We start from the raw sequence: 18234 nt of genomic DNA on the forward strand, positions 1-18234 counted from the left end.
TTCTTCCTCAACCCCTTTAATGGGCGGATTCCGCGTGGCTCATGTCCATGCCTTCCATACCTTCGTGTGCGCTGTGCTCACCTTCTGGCTGGGTCATGTCCATGCTCTTACCGTGAGCCATAAACTTGTTAATCACGTCGGCAAACAAATCTGGTTTCACGTTGGAGAAATATTCCACCTGGTTGTATTCGCTAGGCGCGGCCAGTTTTTCGAACGCTGCCATATCAGACATGGTGTTCGGCGACTGTTTCGCTTTTGCGACCCACTGGTCGAATTCGGCGCGATCCGGTGTTGCAATAGCTTTGAACTTCATGCCTGAGAAGCCCGGGCCGCTGTAGCTGGCGGAGATACCGTCATAAGTGCCGGGTTCGTTGGCGATCAGATGCAGGCGAGTCTGCATACCGGCCATGGCATAAATCTGGCTACCCAGACGCGGAATGAAGAAGGAGTTCATCACGGAGTTGGAGGTCACTTTGAAGTACACCGGAGTGTTCGCCGGGAAAGCGATTTCATTCACGGTAGCAATGCCCTGTTCCGGGTAGATGAAGAACCATTTCCAGTCCATGGAAACCACTTCGATGGTAATGGGCTTCTCGTCGTGTGCCAGCGGCTTGCTAGGCTCAAGAGCGTGAGTGGTTTTCCAGGTCAGTACCGCAAGGAAGATGATGATTAAGATAGGTACCGTCCAGACCACAGCTTCCACTTTATTGGAGTGTGACCAGTTCGGGCTGTACTTAGCATCTTTATTGCTCGCACGGTACTTCCAGGCGAAACCAACAGCCATCAAGATTGCGGGAATAACGACAATCAACATCAGGCCAAATGCCGTCAGTATCAGTGAACGTTGCTCCAGACCAATCTGTCCTTTGGGATCTAACAGCGCAGAATTACAGCCACTGAGCAATACAGTGCCTGCAAATAATGACAACCATCCCAAACTTTTATTGTATTTCCTGAGTCTCATTTAACGACCTCAATTCCACGGGATCTGGTGGCGTTTAAAGTGTGTGGGCATTTTACGGGAAGGTTACATTACTGTAAACATGATTAAATTCCTGTTACTTGGATTTGGCTGCCAGGTCACATATGTTGCAAAACATATCAAGTTGATTTTAAGAAGCTGTTGCAAAAGGGCGTTATAACGAAAGGGGAGTGCAGAAGGAGTCTGAGCGGGCAATTGGTATAACCAATGCTAAATAAAACATTTATTTAACAAATAATTATCATTAAGGTGACAATTGGGTGGTGGGGAAATAAAGTCTCATTAGCTGAATCGTGTAAGAAAAAATAGAATTCATAAATGGTGTCAATAATTTCCAAACACTAAGCCGCACAAAAGAACAAATATTAATAAGCGATGCTGATGTTTATTTAGCCGTAATAATTACGGCGAGTGATTACTACAGCTAAATAATATTTACAGATTACGTCAGATGCGTTTTTCGTAGCGCCAGATAATCCAGCAAACCACCAAGCACGACGCCAGAAAGGGCGACTAAAACCCCGACTTCCAGCAGAGCAGGCAGAAAAGAGAAGTGCGTCAAATCCAGCGCGTCCATCGTCAACAGCAGTAACCACACGGTCAACAGGCTGACGCCCGCCGCCAGTGTCCACATGGCAAAGGCATAACCTGACGGATACTCGGTGCGGGAGATAAAGTTGTCATTTACCCGTGTATATTCAAGCGTCTGGCGGCAAACCAGCAATAAAATAAGCCCTGGTACGGCGGCGGCGACGGAAAAAAGATAGAACGTCGACCAACCGTGTGATTCAACAAACCAACCTGCCACGGGGCCGACATAAACTCGCCCTACAGCAGAAAGCGCTGAGAGCAAGGCAAACTGCGTCGCAGAAAAGGACTTATTACACAGCGTCATTAACAGCGCGACAAAGGCTGATGTACCCATCCCGCCACAGAGGTTTTCGAAAAAGACGGCTGCGCCCATGCTGTAGAGATGCTTATCAGTAACCGACAGCAGCCAGTAACCGGCGTTAGATGCACCTTGTAAAATGCCGAAAATCAGCAGTGCCCGGAACAGTGACAGGCGCTGCATCAAAATCCCACCGTACAACGCGCCAACAATGGTCGCCAGCAAGCCAAGCGTTTTGTTAACCACGCCTACTTCACCTGCATCAAACCCGACGCCGCGAATCAAAAACGTGGTTGTCAGGCTCATGGCGAATGCGTCGCCCAGCTTATACAGCACGATAAGAAGCAAAATAAGCCAGGCATTATTGCGACCAAAGAAATCGCGCAGAGGTGCAACAACCGCTTGTTCCAGCGTTTTTGGCACAGGAATGGTGTCGGTTGGTTCTGGTGCAAGCAACGTCGCGATAATACAGGGGATCAACAGCGCCGCCATCAACCAGTACATGCCCTGCCAGCCCAGCCATTTATCTGCCAGCCACAGGGCTAACCCGCCGGAAACCAGCATCCCCAGACGATACCCCAGCACGCTGATTGCCGCGCCCGCACCACGCTCTTCTGCCGGGAGCACATCGGTTTTCCACGCATCGAAGACGATATCCTGGGATGCAGAGCAAAAAGCAATCACTACTGCCAGCGCCGCCATCCAGCGGAGTTGGGTGCCAGGTTCGAGAAACCCCATCGCCGCAATAGCGACTAATAACAGGATTTGTGTGGCGAGCAACCAACCGCGCCGCCGCCCGAAAAATGGGGGCGTGTAGCGGTCCATCAGCGGTGACCAGAGGAATTTAAAAACGTAAGCCTGGCCTACCAGAGAGAAGAAACCAATGGTTTTAAGATCGATATTCTCGACCGTCATCCAGGCCTGTAAGGTGCCGGATGTCAGGGCGAGCGGTAGCCCGGAAGCAAAACCCAGAATCAGCAATATGGCTGAACGTGGCTGTTGAAAAATACGTAAATATTGACTGGACATGGGCGTCTACAGGCCCGGCTTGCACCGGGCCAGAGGGCAGAAATTAACGCGCGTTCTGCTTGATGAATTCGTGGATGCTGGTGTCCTGAGACATATCAGCGATGGTATCGGTCAGCACACTGTTAACCGCATCGGCGATATTTTTGTTGGAGGCCTGGAACGCACCTTCAACGTTGTAGCTGGCACGATAGTTTTTGGTCATTTTGTTGCCATTCTGCGCGGTAGCGATGATAGCGATATCCGCTTTGGTGGCGATGTTATAGCGCACGTTGCCCTGGGACACGTCAGCATACAGTTGGCTAACGATGATTTGCAGATTAACCGGGCCATTCGGACCAACCATGTAACCACGCGCGGTCATCTGTTTTTCCAGCACTTCTTGCAGCAGGAAACGCAGATCGCGGGAGGCGGTCAGGGTAACGATTTGATTATCGCGGGTGACTTTTGCCAGCGCCTGATCGGTACGCTGATCGGCACCATTAATGCTTACGGTGACGCCCATCAGGCTTGGATCCTGCTGTGGCAGTGTTATCGTCGGTGAAACTTCAATAGTTGTTGGCGGTTTTGCGCATCCTGCAAGCATAAACAGAGCAACTAACGGGAAGAGGATTTTTTTGAACATGTTCGGGCTCTCAGAGACTCTTAAGCGTGTTTGGTAAAAATTCCCGCCATCATAACATTGCCAACGGCGAGGGGAAGTGGGTAAGGCATGTAAATTCATCATGTTGACGAAATAATCGCCCCTGGTAAAAGAAACGCTGATGCGAGGCCTGTGTTTCAATCTTTAAATCAGTAAACTTCATACGCTTGACGGAAAAACCAGGACGAAACCTAAATATTTGTTGTTAAGCTGCAATGGAAACGGTAAAAGCGGCTAGTATTTAAAGGGATGGATGACATCTCAGCGTTGTCGGAGGAGATATTTCATGATGATACGTGAGCGGATAGAAGAAAAATTAAGGGCGGCGTTCCAACCCGTATTCCTCGAAGTAGTGGATGAAAGCTATCGTCACAATGTCCCAGCCGGCTCTGAAAGCCATTTTAAAGTTGTGCTGGTCAGCGATCGTTTTACGGGTGAACGTTTTCTGAATCGTCATCGAATGATTTACAGTACTTTAGCGGAGGAACTCTCTACTACCGTTCATGCGCTGGCTCTGCATACTTACACTATTAAGGAGTGGGAAGGGTTGCAGGACACCGTCTTTGCCTCTCCTCCCTGTCGTGGAGCAGGAAGCATCGCGTAAAAACGCATTTGCAACTGTCGGCGCTTTTCCAGTATGTTGCTAAAGATTTTATGAAAAACGGCCTGCGGGCCGTTTTGTTTTGTCTGGATTTTGCGCTTTTTGCCCAGCATTCAGACGAAAATTGCCCGGGAATTGTGAAAAAATACGCGACAGCGCGCAATAACCGTTCTCGACTCATAAAAGTGATGCCGCTATAATGCCGCGTCCTATTTGAATGCTTTCGGGATGATTCTGGTAACAGGGAATGTGATTGATTATAAGAACATCCCGGTTCCGCGAAGCCAACAACCTGTGCTTGCGGGGTAAGAGTTGACCGAGCACTGTGATTTTTTGAGGTAACAAGATGCAAGTTTCAGTTGAAACCACTCAAGGCCTTGGCCGCCGTGTAACGATTACTATCGCTGCTGACAGCATCGAGACCGCTGTTAAAAGCGAGCTGGTCAACGTTGCGAAAAAAGTACGTATTGACGGCTTCCGCAAAGGCAAAGTGCCAATGAATATCGTTGCTCAGCGTTATGGCGCGTCTGTACGCCAGGACGTTCTGGGTGACCTGATGAGCCGTAACTTCATTGACGCCATCATTAAAGAAAAAATCAATCCGGCTGGCGCACCGACTTATGTTCCGGGCGAATACAAGCTGGGTGAAGACTTCACCTACTCTGTAGAGTTTGAAGTTTATCCGGAAGTTGAACTGCAGGGTCTGGAAGCGATCGAAGTTGAAAAACCGATCGTTGAAGTGACCGACGCTGACGTTGACGGCATGCTGGATACTCTGCGTAAACAGCAGGCGACCTGGAAAGAAAAAGACGGCGCTGTTGAAGCAGAAGACCGCGTAACCATCGACTTCACCGGTTCTGTAGACGGCGAAGAGTTCGAAGGCGGTAAAGCGTCTGATTTCGTACTGGCGATGGGCCAGGGTCGTATGATCCCGGGCTTTGAAGACGGTATCAAAGGCCACAAAGCGGGCGAAGAGTTCACCATCGACGTGACCTTCCCGGAAGAGTACCACGCAGAAAACCTGAAAGGTAAAGCAGCGAAATTCGCTATCAACCTGAAGAAAGTTGAAGAGCGTGAACTGCCGGAACTGACTGCAGAATTCATCAAACGTTTCGGCGTTGAAGATGGTTCCGTAGAAGGTCTGCGCGCTGAAGTGCGTAAAAACATGGAGCGCGAGCTGAAGAGCGCCATCCGTAACCGCGTTAAGTCTCAGGCGATCGAAGGTCTGGTAAAAGCTAACGACATCGACGTACCGGCTGCGCTGATCGACAGCGAAATCGACGTTCTGCGTCGCCAGGCTGCACAGCGTTTCGGCGGTAACGAAAAACAGGCTCTGGAACTGCCGCGCGAACTGTTCGAAGAACAAGCTAAACGCCGCGTAGTTGTTGGCCTGCTGCTGGGCGAAGTTATCCGCACCAACGAGCTGAAAGCTGACGAAGAACGCGTTAAAGGCCTGATCGAAGAGATGGCTTCTGCGTACGAAGATCCGAAAGAAGTTATCGAGTTCTACAGCAAAAACAAAGAACTGATGGACAACATGCGCAATGTTGCTCTGGAAGAACAGGCTGTTGAAGCTGTACTGGCGAAAGCGAAAGTGACTGAAAAAGAAACCACTTTCAACGAGCTGATGAACCAGCAGGCGTAATTTACGCAGCATAACGCGCTAAATTCGCACAAAGGCCCATCACCGCCAGGTGGTGGGCCTTTTTTTGTCATGAATTTTGCATGGAACCGTGCGAAAAGCCTCTTTCGGTGTTAGCGTAACAACAAAAGATTGTTATGCTTGAAATATGGTGATGCCGTACCCATAACACAGGGACTAGCTGATAATCCGTCCATAAGGTTACAATCGGTACAGCAGGTTTTTTCAATTTTATCCAGGAGACGGAAATGTCATACAGCGGCGAACGAGATAACTTTGCACCCCATATGGCGCTGGTGCCGATGGTCATTGAACAGACCTCACGTGGTGAGCGCTCTTTTGATATCTATTCTCGTCTACTTAAGGAACGCGTCATTTTTCTGACTGGCCAGGTTGAAGACCACATGGCTAACCTGATTGTGGCGCAGATGCTGTTCCTGGAAGCAGAAAACCCAGAAAAAGATATCTATCTGTACATTAACTCCCCAGGCGGGGTGATCACTGCCGGGATGTCTATCTATGACACCATGCAGTTTATCAAGCCTGATGTCAGCACCATCTGTATGGGCCAGGCGGCTTCGATGGGCGCTTTCTTGCTGACTGCAGGGGCAAAAGGTAAACGTTTCTGCCTGCCGAATTCGCGCGTGATGATTCACCAGCCGTTGGGCGGCTACCAGGGCCAGGCGACCGATATCGAAATTCATGCCCGTGAAATTCTGAAAGTTAAAGGGCGTATGAATGAACTTATGGCGCTTCATACGGGTCAATCATTAGAACAGATTGAACGTGACACCGAGCGCGATCGCTTCCTTTCCGCCCCTGAAGCGGTGGAATACGGTCTGGTCGATTCGATTCTGACCCATCGTAATTGATGCCAGAGGCGCAACTGTGCCGCTATACTTATCCAGGGCGGCACAACGCTATAAAGCGGCTTGCGCCTGAGAATGGCATTTGCGTCGTCGTGTGCGGCACAAAGAACAAAGAAGAGGTTTTGACCCATGACAGATAAACGCAAAGATGGCTCAGGCAAATTGCTGTATTGCTCTTTTTGCGGCAAAAGCCAGCATGAAGTGCGCAAGCTGATTGCCGGTCCATCCGTGTATATCTGCGACGAATGTGTTGATTTATGTAACGACATCATTCGCGAAGAGATTAAAGAAGTTGCACCGCATCGTGAACGCAGTGCGCTACCGACGCCGCATGAAATTCGCAACCACCTGGACGATTACGTTATCGGTCAGGAACAGGCGAAAAAAGTGCTGGCGGTCGCGGTATACAACCACTACAAACGTCTGCGCAACGGCGATACCAGCAATGGTGTCGAGTTGGGCAAAAGTAACATTCTGCTGATCGGTCCGACCGGTTCCGGTAAAACGCTGCTGGCCGAAACGCTGGCGCGCCTGCTGGACGTCCCGTTCACCATGGCCGATGCAACCACGCTGACCGAAGCCGGTTATGTGGGCGAAGACGTTGAAAACATCATTCAGAAGCTGTTGCAAAAGTGCGATTACGACGTACAGAAAGCGCAGCGCGGGATTGTCTACATCGATGAAATCGACAAGATTTCTCGTAAGTCAGACAACCCGTCCATTACCCGAGACGTTTCCGGTGAAGGCGTACAGCAGGCACTGTTGAAACTGATCGAAGGTACGGTAGCTGCTGTTCCACCGCAAGGTGGGCGTAAACATCCGCAGCAGGAATTCTTGCAGGTTGATACCTCTAAGATCCTGTTTATCTGTGGCGGTGCGTTTGCCGGTCTGGATAAAGTGATTTCCCATCGTGTAGAAACAGGCTCCGGCATTGGTTTTGGCGCGACGGTAAAAGCGAAATCTGACAAAGCAAGTGAAGGCGAGCTGCTGGCGCAGGTTGAACCGGAAGATCTGATCAAGTTTGGTCTGATCCCTGAGTTCATTGGTCGTCTGCCGGTTGTCGCAACGTTGAATGAACTGAGCGAAGAAGCTCTGATTCAGATCCTCAAAGAGCCGAAAAACGCCCTGACCAAGCAGTATCAGGCGCTGTTTAATCTGGAAGGCGTGGATCTGGAATTCCGTGACGAGGCGCTGGATGCTATCGCTAAGAAAGCGATGGCGCGTAAAACCGGTGCCCGTGGCCTGCGTTCCATCGTAGAAGCCGCACTGCTCGATACCATGTACGATCTGCCGTCCATGGAAGACGTCGAAAAAGTGGTTATCGACGAATCGGTAATTGATGGTCAAAGCAAACCGTTGCTGATTTATGGCAAGCCGGAAGCGCAACAGGCATCTGGTGAATAATTAACCATTCCCATACAATTAGTTAACCAAAAAGGGGGGATTTTATCTCCCCTTTAATTTTTCCTCTATTCTCGGCGTTGAATGTGGGGGAAACATCCCCATATACTGACGTACATGTTAATAGATGGCGTGAAGCACAGTCGTGTCATCTGATTACCTGGCGGAAATTAAACTAAGAGAGAGCTCTATGAATCCTGAGCGTTCTGAACGCATTGAAATCCCCGTATTGCCGCTGCGCGATGTGGTGGTTTATCCGCACATGGTCATCCCCTTATTTGTCGGGCGGGAAAAATCTATCCGTTGTCTGGAAGCGGCGATGGACCATGATAAAAAAATTATGCTGGTCGCGCAGAAAGAAGCTTCAACGGATGAGCCGGGTGTAAACGATCTTTTCACCGTCGGGACCGTGGCCTCTATATTGCAGATGCTGAAACTGCCTGACGGCACCGTCAAAGTGCTGGTCGAGGGGTTACAGCGCGCGCGTATTTCTGCGCTCTCTGACAATGGCGAACACTTTTCTGCGAAGGCGGAGTATCTGGAGTCGCCGACCATTGATGAGCGGGAACAGGAAGTGCTGGTGCGCACCGCAATCAGCCAGTTTGAAGGTTATATCAAGCTGAACAAAAAAATCCCACCAGAAGTGCTGACGTCGCTGAACAGCATCGACGATCCGGCGCGTCTGGCGGATACCATTGCTGCGCATATGCCGCTGAAACTCGCTGACAAACAGTCTGTTCTGGAGATGTCCGACGTCAACGAACGTCTGGAATATCTGATGGCGATGATGGAATCGGAAATCGATCTGCTGCAGGTTGAGAAACGCATTCGCAACCGCGTTAAAAAGCAGATGGAAAAATCCCAGCGTGAGTACTATCTGAACGAGCAAATGAAAGCTATTCAGAAAGAACTCGGCGAAATGGACGATGCACCGGACGAAAACGAAGCACTGAAGCGCAAAATCGACGCGGCGAAAATGCCGAAAGAGGCAAAAGAGAAAGCGGAAGCAGAACTGCAGAAGCTGAAAATGATGTCTCCGATGTCGGCAGAAGCGACCGTGGTGCGTGGTTATATCGACTGGATGGTGCAGGTGCCGTGGAATGCGCGTAGCAAGGTCAAAAAAGACCTGCGTCAGGCGCAGGAAATCCTTGATACCGACCATTATGGTCTGGAGCGCGTGAAAGATCGCATCCTTGAGTATCTTGCGGTTCAAAGCCGTGTCAACAAAATCAAGGGACCGATCCTCTGCCTGGTAGGGCCGCCGGGGGTAGGTAAAACCTCCCTGGGTCAGTCCATCGCCAAAGCTACCGGACGTAAATATGTTCGTATGGCGCTGGGCGGCGTGCGTGACGAAGCGGAAATCCGTGGTCACCGCCGTACTTACATCGGTTCTATGCCGGGTAAACTGATCCAGAAAATGGCGAAAGTGGGCGTGAAAAACCCGCTGTTCCTGCTCGATGAGATCGACAAAATGTCTTCTGACATGCGAGGCGATCCGGCTTCCGCACTGCTTGAAGTGCTGGATCCAGAGCAGAACGTAGCGTTCAGCGACCACTACCTGGAAGTGGATTACGATCTCAGCGACGTGATGTTTGTCGCGACGTCGAATTCCATGAACATTCCGGCACCGCTGCTGGATCGTATGGAAGTGATTCGCCTCTCCGGTTATACCGAAGATGAAAAACTGAACATCGCCAAACGTCACCTGCTGCCGAAGCAGATTGAACGTAATGCACTGAAAAAAGGTGAACTGACCGTCGACGATAGCGCCATTATCGGCATTATACGTTACTACACCCGTGAGGCGGGCGTGCGTGGCCTGGAGCGTGAAATCTCCAAACTGTGTCGCAAAGCGGTTAAGCAGTTACTGCTCGATAAGTCATTAAAACATATCGAAATTAACGGCGATAACCTGCATGACTATCTCGGTGTTCAGCGTTTCGACTATGGACGCGCGGATAACGAAAACCGTGTCGGTCAGGTAACCGGTCTGGCGTGGACGGAAGTGGGCGGTGACTTACTTACCATTGAAACCGCGTGCGTTCCGGGTAAAGGCAAACTGACCTATACCGGTTCGCTCGGCGAAGTGATGCAGGAGTCCATTCAGGCGGCGTTAACGGTGGTTCGTGCGCGTGCGGAAAAACTGGGGATCAACCCTGATTTTTACGAAAAACGCGACATCCACGTCCACGTACCGGAAGGTGCGACGCCGAAAGATGGTCCGAGTGCCGGTATTGCTATGTGCACCGCGCTGGTTTCTTGCCTGACCGGTAACCCGGTTCGTGCCGATGTGGCAATGACCGGTGAGATCACTCTGCGTGGTCAGGTACTGCCGATCGGTGGTTTGAAAGAAAAACTGTTAGCGGCGCATCGCGGCGGGATTAAAACAGTGTTAATTCCGTTCGAAAATAAACGTGATCTGGAAGAAATTCCTGACAATGTCATTGCCGATCTGGATATTCATCCTGTGAAACGCATTGAGGAAGTTCTGACTCTGGCGCTGCAAAATGAACCGTCTGGCATGCAGGTTGTGACTGCAAAATAGTGACCTCGCGCAAAATGCACTAATAAAAACAGGGCTGGCAGGCTAATTCGGACTTGCCAGCCTTTTTTTGTCTCGCTAAGTTAGATGGCGGATTGGGCTTGCCCTTATTAAGGGGTGTTGTAAGGGGATGGCTGGCCTGATATAACTGCTGCGCGTTCGTACCTTGAAGGATTCAAGTGCGATATAAATTATAAAGAGGAAGAGAAGAGTGAATAAATCTCAATTGATCGACAAGATTGCTGCAGGGGCTGATATCTCTAAAGCTGCGGCTGGCCGTGCGTTAGATGCTATTATTGCTTCCGTAACTGAATCTCTGAAAGAAGGGGATGATGTAGCACTGGTAGGTTTTGGTACTTTTGCCGTTAAAGAGCGTGCTGCCCGTACTGGCCGCAACCCGCAGACCGGTAAAGAGATCACCATCGCTGCCGCTAAAGTACCGAGCTTCCGTGCAGGTAAAGCACTGAAAGACGCGGTAAACTAAGCGTTGTCCCCAGTGGGGATGTGACGAAGTTCAAGGGCGCATCTACTGATGTGCCTTTTTTATTTGTATTCGGTGACTTTCTGCGTCTTGTGGGCTGACAATTGCCCCCGTTTCTTGTCACAATAGGCCTTTGCGCGCATCGATACGTTGCGTGAGGTACACAGTCATCTACAGCGGAGTGTTGTTACACCATGATGGACAGCTTACGCACGGCTGCAAACAGTCTCGTGCTCAAGATTATTTTCGGTATCATTATCGTGTCGTTCATATTGACCGGCGTGAGTGGTTACCTGATTGGCGGAGGCAATAACTACGCCGCAAAAGTGAATGACCAGGAAATCAGCCGTGGGCAGTTCGAGAACGCCTTCAACAGCGAGCGTAATCGCATGCAGCAACAGCTGGGCGATCAATACTCTGAACTTGCAGCGAACGAAGGCTATATGAAAACCCTGCGTCAACAGGTGCTGAATCGTCTGATCGACGAGGCGCTGCTGGATCAGTACGCTCGTGAGCTGAAACTGGGTATCAGTGATGAGCAGGTTAAACAGGCGATTTTCGCGACCCCAGCCTTCCAGGTTGACGGCAAATTTGATAACAGCCGCTATAACGGTATCCTCAACCAGATGGGGATGACCGCCGATCAGTACGCCCAGGCGCTACGTAACCAGCTCACTACCCAACAGCTGATTAACGGCGTTGCCGGTACCGATTTTATGCTGAAAGGTGAAACCGACGAGCTGGCGGCACTGGTAGCTCAACAACGCGTGGTACGTGAAGCGACTATCGATGTTAACGCGCTGGCGGCGAAGCAGCCTGTGACCGAACAGGAAATTGCCAGCTACTACGAACAAAACAAAAACAATTTCATGACGCCGGAACAATTCCGCGTGAGTTACATCAAGCTGGATGCCGCAACGATGCAGCAACCGGTTAGCGATGCGGATATCCAGAGCTACTACGATCAGCATCAGGATCAATTCACCCAGCCGCAGCGTACCCGCTACAGCATCATCCAGACCAAAACTGAAGATGAAGCGAAAGCGGTACTTGATGAGCTGAATAAAGGCGGTGATTTTGCTGCGTTAGCCAAAGAAAAATCTGCCGATATTATCTCTGCTCGTAACGGCGGCGATATGGGTTGGTTAGAAGATGCCACTATCCCGGACGAACTGAAAAATGCTGGTCTGAAAGAAAAAGGCCAACTCTCTGGTGTCATCAAGTCTTCGGTCGGTTTCCTGATTGTACGTCTGGACGACATTCAGCCAGCGAAAGTGAAGTCGTTAGACGAAGTGCGTGACGATGTCGTGGCGAAAGTGAAACACGAAAAAGCCCTCGATGCGTACTACGCACTGCAGCAGAAAGTGAGCGATGCAGCAAGCAATGATACCGAGTCTCTGGCCGGTGCAGAGCAAGCTGCGGGCGTAAAAGCCACTCAGACGGGTTGGTTCAGCAAAGATAACCTGCCGGAAGAGTTGAACTTTAAGCCGGTTGCAGACGCTATCTTTAACGGCGGTCTGGTAGGTGAAAACGGCGCACCGGGCATCAACTCTGACATCATCACCGTAGACGGCGACCGCGCATTCGTGCTGCGCATCAGCGAGCACAAACCGGAAGCGGTGAAACCGTTGGCAGATGTTCAGGAACAAGTTAAGGCACTGGTTCAGCACAACAAAGCTGAACAACAGGCGAAAGTGGATGCTGAAAAACTGCTGGTTGATTTGAAAGCCGGCAAAGGTGCAGAAGCTATGCAGGCCGCCGGTCTGAAATTTGGCGAGCCGAAAACCTTAAGCCGTTCCGGTCGTGACCCGATTAGCCAGGCGGCGTTTGCACTGCCACTGCCAGCGAAAGACAAACCGAGCTACGGTATGGCGACCGATATGCAAGGTAATGTGGTTCTGCTGGCGCTGGATGAAGTGAAACAAGGTTCAATGCCGGAAGAGCAGAAAAAAGCGATGGTGCAGGGGATCACCCAGAACAACGCACAAATCGTCTTTGAAGCTCTGATGAGTAACCTGCGTAAAGAGGCGAAAATCAAAATTGGCGATGCGCTGGAACAGCAATAATCCTGAAGCCGCCTCGCAAAAAAATGCTTTGCAGCTGTAACAAGAAAAGGTCGCTTTCGCGGCCTTTTCCATTTCTGAACATTGCCATTTGTTTCCTGTTTTCACTGCCGTTAAGGTGATTCCACTGTTAACAAACAAGGAGAAAACAGTATGAAACACGGAATTAAAGCACTGCTCATTACCCTGTCCCTGGCCTGTGCCGGAATGTCTCATAGCGCGCTGGCGGCAGCTCCTGCGGCGAAACCGACAACGGTAGAAACCAAAGCGGAAGCTCCTGCAGCACAAAGTAAAGCAGCAGTACCGACTAAAGCCAGTGACGAAGAAGGTACCCGGGTCAGCATTAATAATGCCAGCGCGGAAGAGTTAGCCCGCGCGATGAATGGCGTTGGCCTGAAGAAGGCGCAGGCGATTGTCAGTTATCGCGAAGAGTACGGTCCGTTTAAAACGGTGGAGGATCTCAAGCAGGTGCCGGGGATGGGCAATTCGCTGGTGGAACGTAATCTGGCGGTATTAACCCTGTAATTAATTTGCATAGTGGCAAATTTTTGCCAGACTGAAGAGGTCATACCAGTTATGACCTCTGTACTTATAACAGTTCTTATAACAACAACGTAAGGTTATTGCGCTATGCAAACACAAATCAAAGTTCGTGGATATCATCTCGATGTCTACCAGCACGTTAACAATGCCCGCTACCTTGAATTTCTGGAAGAAGCCCGCTGGGATGGACTAGAAAATAGCGAAAGTTTCCAGTGGATGACCGCCCATAACATTGCCTTCATCGTGGTCAATATCAATATTAATTATCGTCGCCCGGCGGTATTAAGCGACCTGTTAACCATTACCAGTCAGTTGCAGCAATTAAACGGTAAAAGCGGCATCTTAAGCCAGGTCATTACACTGGAGCCGGAAGGGCAGGTGGTCGCGGATGCGCTTATTACGTTTGTTTGTATTGATCTTAAAACGCAGAAAGCATTAGCTCTGGAAGGGGAATTGCGCGAAAAGCTGGAGCAGATGGTTAAGTAAACGTTTTGTGGTGCCGGATGCTCAAGCCGCATCCGGCGACACCCGGAATAATTACTTCAACCCGGTTTTCTGCTTCATCGCTGCCATCACCGTCGGTTTATCGGCCAGATAATGATGCAAACCGTTGGAGCGTAAATTACACGCCGCACAATGACCGCAACCGTCGCCTTTAATGCCGTTATAACAGGTCAACGTTTCGTTACGGACTAAATCTAGTTTGCCGTAATAATCAGCCAGCGCCCAGGTTTCCGCTTTATCAATCCACATCAGCGGCGTTTCAAAACGAATATCTTTCGCCATGCCTAAACTGACGGCATGGTTTAGTGCTTTCACAAACTCATCGCGGCAATCCGGGTAACCGGAGAAATCCGTTTCGCAGACGCCGGTAATTACGGCTTCTGCTTTTACCTGATACGCATATATTGCCGCCAGTGTCAGGAACAAAATATTACGTCCAGGGACAAACGTATTCGGGATGCCATCAGCTTCAGGTTCATAATCAGGCACCGGAATGCTGTCACGCGTCAGGCTGCTGACCGCCAGCTCGTTGAGCAGCGTTACATCAAGAACCTTATGCGCGCGTGCCCCCAGTTTCAGCGCCAGTTCGCGTGCCACGTCGATTTCCGCGCGATGTCGCTGACCGTAATCGAACGTCACGCAATGGACTTCATCATATTGTTGTAATGCCTGCACCAGACAGGTGGAGGAATCCTGGCCTCCACTGAACACAACGACAGCACGTTTCATAGATAATCCTGCTTGAACAATAAAAGCGTTATGGTAACGCCTGCGATTAACCCGGACCAGCTATTCATTGTGACGGTGCGGGAAGCCAGGCTTCGGTAAATTCAAACCAGCCTCGCGGTGTCAGTCGCACACCGTTCACGCCGGGAGGGGCGCTAATGCGATAGTGATAGTTGAACAGCGGCGTCAGCGTCGCATCTGCCATTAACTGGCTAAAAACCGCTTTCAGGGCATTAAATCGGTTTTCCTCATCAGGCATTACTTGCACCGCGTCCAGTGTCGATTGCAAATGTGCATATGCTGGAGCGTCGAAAACATGTGGCCACAGTGGATCGCAACGCAGCCATTGCTCCAGGGTATATTCCGGTGCTTCGCCAATTAACCTGTCGCCCATCATGAGGTCTGCGTGTGCCAGTAGGGTCGTGTCGTCCCAGTTTTTTGCGTTATGAAAAATAATTGTAAGTTCACAGCCTTCCGCGGCCAGTGTCGCCTGTAGGCGTTCTGCCATGGTATGAAGTTCTATCGGTAGGTGATAAACCAGCGTCAAGGTTTTCGGTAGTTTGACTTCATCCGGTACTTGCCATTGTGGAATAGTCCAGCCAGGCAGTAATGCATGACTGGCGGTGATCAGGTTTTCTCCGACTTCTAACGTTTGTAATAAACCGGATTGATGAATAATGGAGATCACTTTTCGCGCCTGCCAGAGGGACAGTCGGGGACTTTTGCGCAACGTTAAATAGCAAAAACCTAAACTGATGCCGCTACTGACCTGGCTGACGCGTTGCAGCTCCTCCGGTTTGCCGATGGTGATTTGCACGGGATGCCGACAACTGGTTCCCAAATCTTTTTCGAAAAGCGGCGGAGTTATCCAGTACTCAACCGCTTTAAGCAGCGGATGACGTAAATGGTAATAATCATGGCTCTCCAGGCGCACCAGTTCCGCTGTGAATTGTGTTAAGCGAAAAGGACCAGTGCCGATCAGGGGGAATTGCGGATGCGCCAGATGGCTGCAGTAGCTCGCCAGCCGGTGCGCAAGCCAGTAATCGGGGCGATGTAAAAAGAAGGTCAGACACTGCGGATGGGTGACTTCAATACGCTTCACGCTAATAAATAATAGATCCAGTGCTGGCAGTTGTAACAACATCAATAACCGCTGGTGTAAGTGTGAGGCTTTTACTGCATCGCCGTTATGCCAGTGTAGGGTTGAACGAAGATAAAAGTCCCAGCGTAACCCGTCAGCAGAGGTTTCCCAGTGATGCGCTAAATCGCCAATCGGGCGCTGGGTATTATTATCGAAGCGGGTCAGGCCGGAAAATATCTGTCCGGCGAGATGCTGCTCGGCACGGCCGGGCAAAAAGCCCGGTTGTAGCGGTTCGAGCGGGCGATAGTAGGGAATACGCAACGTGGGCGTATCGTTTTGCCATTGTCCGCCCATAAACGGCTGTAACAGAGTGCGCAGCTCACCTGGGGCCAGTTGCGCCAGCTCCAGCACATCTTGCTGCTTTCCGGTTTCCAGCGCCTGTTCCATCATCGCATTGCGTAGCGATTCTGGCGTGACCAGAAAGCGTAGTTGACCGCGCTTTCCGCGTCCTGACTGCGCCTGCCACTCCAGCCATCCCGCCTCCTGTGCCTGGCGTAACAGCGTACGAACATGGCGTTCGCTGCAAAAACAGCGTTCGGCCAGTTCGCTGACGGTGACGGTTTGCGGCTTTCCGGCGGAAGGTTGCCACAGACGTTGATACTGGTTAAGACGGTTGAGCAGTCGCATATAAACCCGGAACAATATTATTTAACTATTCACTATTACTTCCGTATATATCAGGTGATACTCAATCACTATTAACCGTGTCACAGAGTGGAGAAAGAAATGGCTCGTCTGGCAGCATTTGATATGGACGGCACTTTATTGATGCCTGACCATCATTTAGGTGAGAAAACACTCTCTACTTTGGCACGACTGCGTGAACGCGACATTACCCTCACTTTCGCCACAGGTCGTCATGCGCTGGAGATGCAGCATATTCTCGGGGCGCTATCGCTGGATGCGTATTTGATTACCGGCAACGGAACGCGCGTGCATTCTCTGGAAGGTGAACTTTTACATCGTGATGATTTACCTGCGGATGTGGCAGAGCTGGTGCTGTATCAGCAATGGGATACCCGAGCCAGCATGCATATTTTCAATGATGATGGTTGGTTTACCGGAAAAGAGATCCCTGCGTTGTTGCAGGCATTTGTCTATAGCGGTTTTCGTTATCAGATAATCGATGTTAAAAAAATGCCACTCGATCGCGTCACCAAGATCTGCTTCTGTGGCGATCACGACGATCTTACACGCTTGCAGATCCTACTACACGAATCATTAGGCGAGCGTGCACATTTGTGTTTTTCCGCGACGGATTGCCTCGAAGTGCTCCCGGTGGACTGCAATAAAGGCGCTGCATTGACGGTGCTGACCCAACATTTAGGTTTATCGTTGCGCGATTGCATGGCCTTTGGTGATGCGATGAACGATCGCGAAATGTTAGGCAGCGTCGGTAGCGGCTTTATTATGGGCAATGCGATGCCGCAACTGCGCGCGGAGCTCCCTCATTTACCGGTGATTGGACATTGCCGAAATCAGGCGGTCTCTCACTATTTGACGCACTGGCTGGACTATCCACATCTACCTTATTCCCCCGAATAACGAGATCCCTTCCAGCACCGGGCAATTGCCCGGTTTTTTTTGCGTTGAATTTGTCATTTTGTGCCGTGGTGTTTAAACCGCACAGAATAAATTGTCGCGATTTCACCTTTAAAATAGAATTAAAAGAGAAAAAATTTCTCTGTGGAAGGGTTATGTTAGATAAAATTGACCGTAAGCTGCTGGCCTTACTACAGCAGGATTGCACCCTCTCTTTGCAGGCATTGGCTGAAGCCGTTAATCTGACAACCACGCCTTGCTGGAAGCGACTGAAACGGTTGGAGGATGACGGTATCCTTATCGGCAAAGTCGCCCTGTTGGACCCGGAAAAAATTGGCCTCGGTCTGACCGCCTTTGTGCTGATAAAAACGCAACATCACAGCAGTGAATGGTATTGCCGCTTTGTGACGGTGGTTACTGAAATGCCAGAAGTGCTGGGGTTCTGGCGCATGGCCGGGGAATACGATTATCTGATGCGCGTCCAGGTTGCCGATATGAAACGCTACGACGAGTTTTATAAGCGTCTGGTAAACAGCGTGCCGGGGCTGTCGGACGTCACTTCCAGCTTCGCGATGGAACAGATTAAATACACCACTTCTTTACCCATCGAATAAATATCCAGAATCAGGTCAGGACACT

Annotated in this window: 17 protein-coding genes; 12 read left to right on the forward strand and 5 right to left on the reverse strand. The window is 50.4% G+C overall.

The genetic code is table 11. From position 1 onward, the window contains the following. Window positions 1-16 precede the first annotated feature (16 nt). The 3 genes from cyoA to QUF14_RS02505 all read right to left on the reverse strand — a co-directional run bounded on the left by cyoA (window position 17) and on the right by QUF14_RS02505 (window position 3522). Complete coding sequence (gene cyoA / locus QUF14_RS02495) at window positions 17-964, reverse strand: cytochrome o ubiquinol oxidase subunit II (RefSeq protein WP_001239441.1); 948 nt, start codon at window positions 962-964, stop codon at window positions 17-19. A gap of 460 nt (window positions 965-1424) precedes the next feature. Beyond that, a complete protein-coding gene (ampG, locus tag QUF14_RS02500) occupies window positions 1425-2900 on the reverse strand; it encodes a muropeptide MFS transporter AmpG (RefSeq protein ID WP_000098446.1) in 1476 nt (491 codons plus the stop codon). Between the two features lie 43 nt (window positions 2901-2943). Beyond that, entirely contained in the window at window positions 2944-3522 is a 579-nt protein-coding gene (locus QUF14_RS02505) for a lipoprotein (RefSeq protein ID WP_001295326.1), read from the reverse strand. Between the two features lie 304 nt (window positions 3523-3826). Here QUF14_RS02505 and bolA point away from each other — a divergent pair, with 304 nt between their 5' ends. The 10 genes from bolA (at window position 3827) to fadM (ending at window position 14168) form a co-directional block, all read left to right on the forward strand. Further along, on the forward strand, window positions 3827-4144 hold the full coding sequence (gene bolA, locus QUF14_RS02510) for a transcriptional regulator BolA (protein WP_000973448.1): 318 nt from the start codon (window positions 3827-3829) through the stop codon (window positions 4142-4144). Between the two features lie 50 nt (window positions 4145-4194). After that, window positions 4195-4341: a hypothetical protein gene (locus tag QUF14_RS02515; RefSeq protein ID WP_000788433.1), complete on the forward strand. Its 147-nt coding sequence runs from the start codon at window positions 4195-4197 to the stop codon at window positions 4339-4341. A gap of 146 nt (window positions 4342-4487) precedes the next feature. Continuing rightward, a complete protein-coding gene (tig, locus tag QUF14_RS02520; RefSeq protein WP_001198386.1) occupies window positions 4488-5786 on the forward strand; it encodes a trigger factor in 1299 nt (432 codons plus the stop codon). 245 nt (window positions 5787-6031) lie between these two features. Beyond that, window positions 6032-6655, forward strand: coding sequence for an ATP-dependent Clp endopeptidase proteolytic subunit ClpP (gene clpP, locus QUF14_RS02525; RefSeq protein ID WP_000122253.1), 624 nt, complete (start codon window positions 6032-6034; stop codon window positions 6653-6655). A 126-nt stretch (window positions 6656-6781) separates the two neighbouring features. Then, complete coding sequence (gene clpX, locus QUF14_RS02530; RefSeq protein WP_000130305.1) at window positions 6782-8056, forward strand: ATP-dependent protease ATP-binding subunit ClpX; 1275 nt, start codon at window positions 6782-6784, stop codon at window positions 8054-8056. A 187-nt stretch (window positions 8057-8243) separates the two neighbouring features. Continuing rightward, window positions 8244-10598 (forward strand): endopeptidase La, encoded by a 2355-nt coding sequence (gene lon / locus QUF14_RS02535; protein ID WP_001295325.1) that lies wholly within the window; start codon window positions 8244-8246, stop codon window positions 10596-10598. 190 nt (window positions 10599-10788) lie between these two features. Next, window positions 10789-11079, forward strand: coding sequence for a nucleoid-associated protein HU-beta (gene hupB, locus QUF14_RS02540; RefSeq protein WP_254892905.1), 291 nt, complete (start codon window positions 10789-10791; stop codon window positions 11077-11079). Between the two features lie 191 nt (window positions 11080-11270). Continuing rightward, window positions 11271-13142, forward strand: coding sequence for a peptidylprolyl isomerase (gene ppiD, locus QUF14_RS02545; protein WP_000969386.1), 1872 nt, complete (start codon window positions 11271-11273; stop codon window positions 13140-13142). A gap of 150 nt (window positions 13143-13292) precedes the next feature. After that, the gene (locus QUF14_RS02550) at window positions 13293-13664 is read left to right on the forward strand and encodes a helix-hairpin-helix domain-containing protein (protein WP_000680297.1); all 372 of its coding nucleotides are present in this window, start codon (window positions 13293-13295) and stop codon (window positions 13662-13664) included. 105 nt (window positions 13665-13769) lie between these two features. Next, the gene (gene fadM / locus QUF14_RS02555; RefSeq protein ID WP_001194546.1) at window positions 13770-14168 is read left to right on the forward strand and encodes a long-chain acyl-CoA thioesterase FadM; all 399 of its coding nucleotides are present in this window, start codon (window positions 13770-13772) and stop codon (window positions 14166-14168) included. Window positions 14169-14219: 51 nt separating this feature from the next. On the opposite strand, the gene queC is transcribed toward fadM, so the two are convergent. Both queC and QUF14_RS02565 read right to left on the reverse strand, forming a co-directional pair. Continuing rightward, entirely contained in the window at window positions 14220-14915 is a 696-nt protein-coding gene (gene queC / locus QUF14_RS02560; RefSeq protein WP_000817196.1) for a 7-cyano-7-deazaguanine synthase QueC, read from the reverse strand. Between the two features lie 64 nt (window positions 14916-14979). Beyond that, the gene (locus QUF14_RS02565) at window positions 14980-16680 is read right to left on the reverse strand and encodes an SgrR family transcriptional regulator (RefSeq protein ID WP_001238216.1); all 1701 of its coding nucleotides are present in this window, start codon (window positions 16678-16680) and stop codon (window positions 14980-14982) included. 99 nt (window positions 16681-16779) lie between these two features. Between QUF14_RS02565 and cof the strand changes: the two genes are divergently transcribed. Continuing rightward, window positions 16780-17598 carry an HMP-PP phosphatase gene (cof, locus tag QUF14_RS02570; protein WP_024212103.1) on the forward strand — a complete coding sequence of 273 codons (819 nt, stop codon included), beginning with the start codon at window positions 16780-16782 and terminating at the stop codon, window positions 17596-17598. A gap of 152 nt (window positions 17599-17750) precedes the next feature. Then, window positions 17751-18209, forward strand: a complete 459-nt coding sequence (gene decR / locus QUF14_RS02575) for a DNA-binding transcriptional regulator DecR (RefSeq protein WP_000884589.1) — start codon at window positions 17751-17753, stop codon at window positions 18207-18209. Window positions 18210-18234: the final 25 nt, after the last annotated feature.

It is taken from the genome of Escherichia sp. HH091_1A, assembly GCF_030295175.1.
GTDB classification, from domain to species: domain Bacteria; phylum Pseudomonadota; class Gammaproteobacteria; order Enterobacterales; family Enterobacteriaceae; genus Escherichia; species Escherichia coli_F.

Excerpts from the sequence above, each read along its gene's own strand:
- cyoA (WP_001239441.1), bottom strand. The coding sequence starts at position 964 with ATGAGACTCAGGAAATACAATAAAAGTTTGGGATGGTTGTCATTATTT.
- ampG (WP_000098446.1), bottom strand. The coding sequence starts at position 2,900 with ATGTCCAGTCAATATTTACGTATTTTTCAACAGCCACGTTCAGCCATA.
- QUF14_RS02505 (WP_001295326.1), bottom strand. The coding sequence starts at position 3,522 with ATGTTCAAAAAAATCCTCTTCCCGTTAGTTGCTCTGTTTATGCTTGCA.
- bolA (WP_000973448.1), top strand. The coding sequence starts at position 3,827 with ATGATGATACGTGAGCGGATAGAAGAAAAATTAAGGGCGGCGTTCCAA.
- QUF14_RS02515 (WP_000788433.1), top strand. The coding sequence starts at position 4,195 with ATGAAAAACGGCCTGCGGGCCGTTTTGTTTTGTCTGGATTTTGCGCTT.
- tig (WP_001198386.1), top strand. The coding sequence starts at position 4,488 with ATGCAAGTTTCAGTTGAAACCACTCAAGGCCTTGGCCGCCGTGTAACG.
- clpP (WP_000122253.1), top strand. The coding sequence starts at position 6,032 with ATGTCATACAGCGGCGAACGAGATAACTTTGCACCCCATATGGCGCTG.
- clpX (WP_000130305.1), top strand. The coding sequence starts at position 6,782 with ATGACAGATAAACGCAAAGATGGCTCAGGCAAATTGCTGTATTGCTCT.
- lon (WP_001295325.1), top strand. The coding sequence starts at position 8,244 with ATGAATCCTGAGCGTTCTGAACGCATTGAAATCCCCGTATTGCCGCTG.
- ppiD (WP_000969386.1), top strand. The coding sequence starts at position 11,271 with ATGATGGACAGCTTACGCACGGCTGCAAACAGTCTCGTGCTCAAGATT.
- QUF14_RS02550 (WP_000680297.1), top strand. The coding sequence starts at position 13,293 with ATGAAACACGGAATTAAAGCACTGCTCATTACCCTGTCCCTGGCCTGT.
- fadM (WP_001194546.1), top strand. The coding sequence starts at position 13,770 with ATGCAAACACAAATCAAAGTTCGTGGATATCATCTCGATGTCTACCAG.
- queC (WP_000817196.1), bottom strand. The coding sequence starts at position 14,915 with ATGAAACGTGCTGTCGTTGTGTTCAGTGGAGGCCAGGATTCCTCCACC.
- QUF14_RS02565 (WP_001238216.1), bottom strand. The coding sequence starts at position 16,680 with ATGCGACTGCTCAACCGTCTTAACCAGTATCAACGTCTGTGGCAACCT.
- cof (WP_024212103.1), top strand. The coding sequence starts at position 16,780 with ATGGCTCGTCTGGCAGCATTTGATATGGACGGCACTTTATTGATGCCT.
- decR (WP_000884589.1), top strand. The coding sequence starts at position 17,751 with ATGTTAGATAAAATTGACCGTAAGCTGCTGGCCTTACTACAGCAGGAT.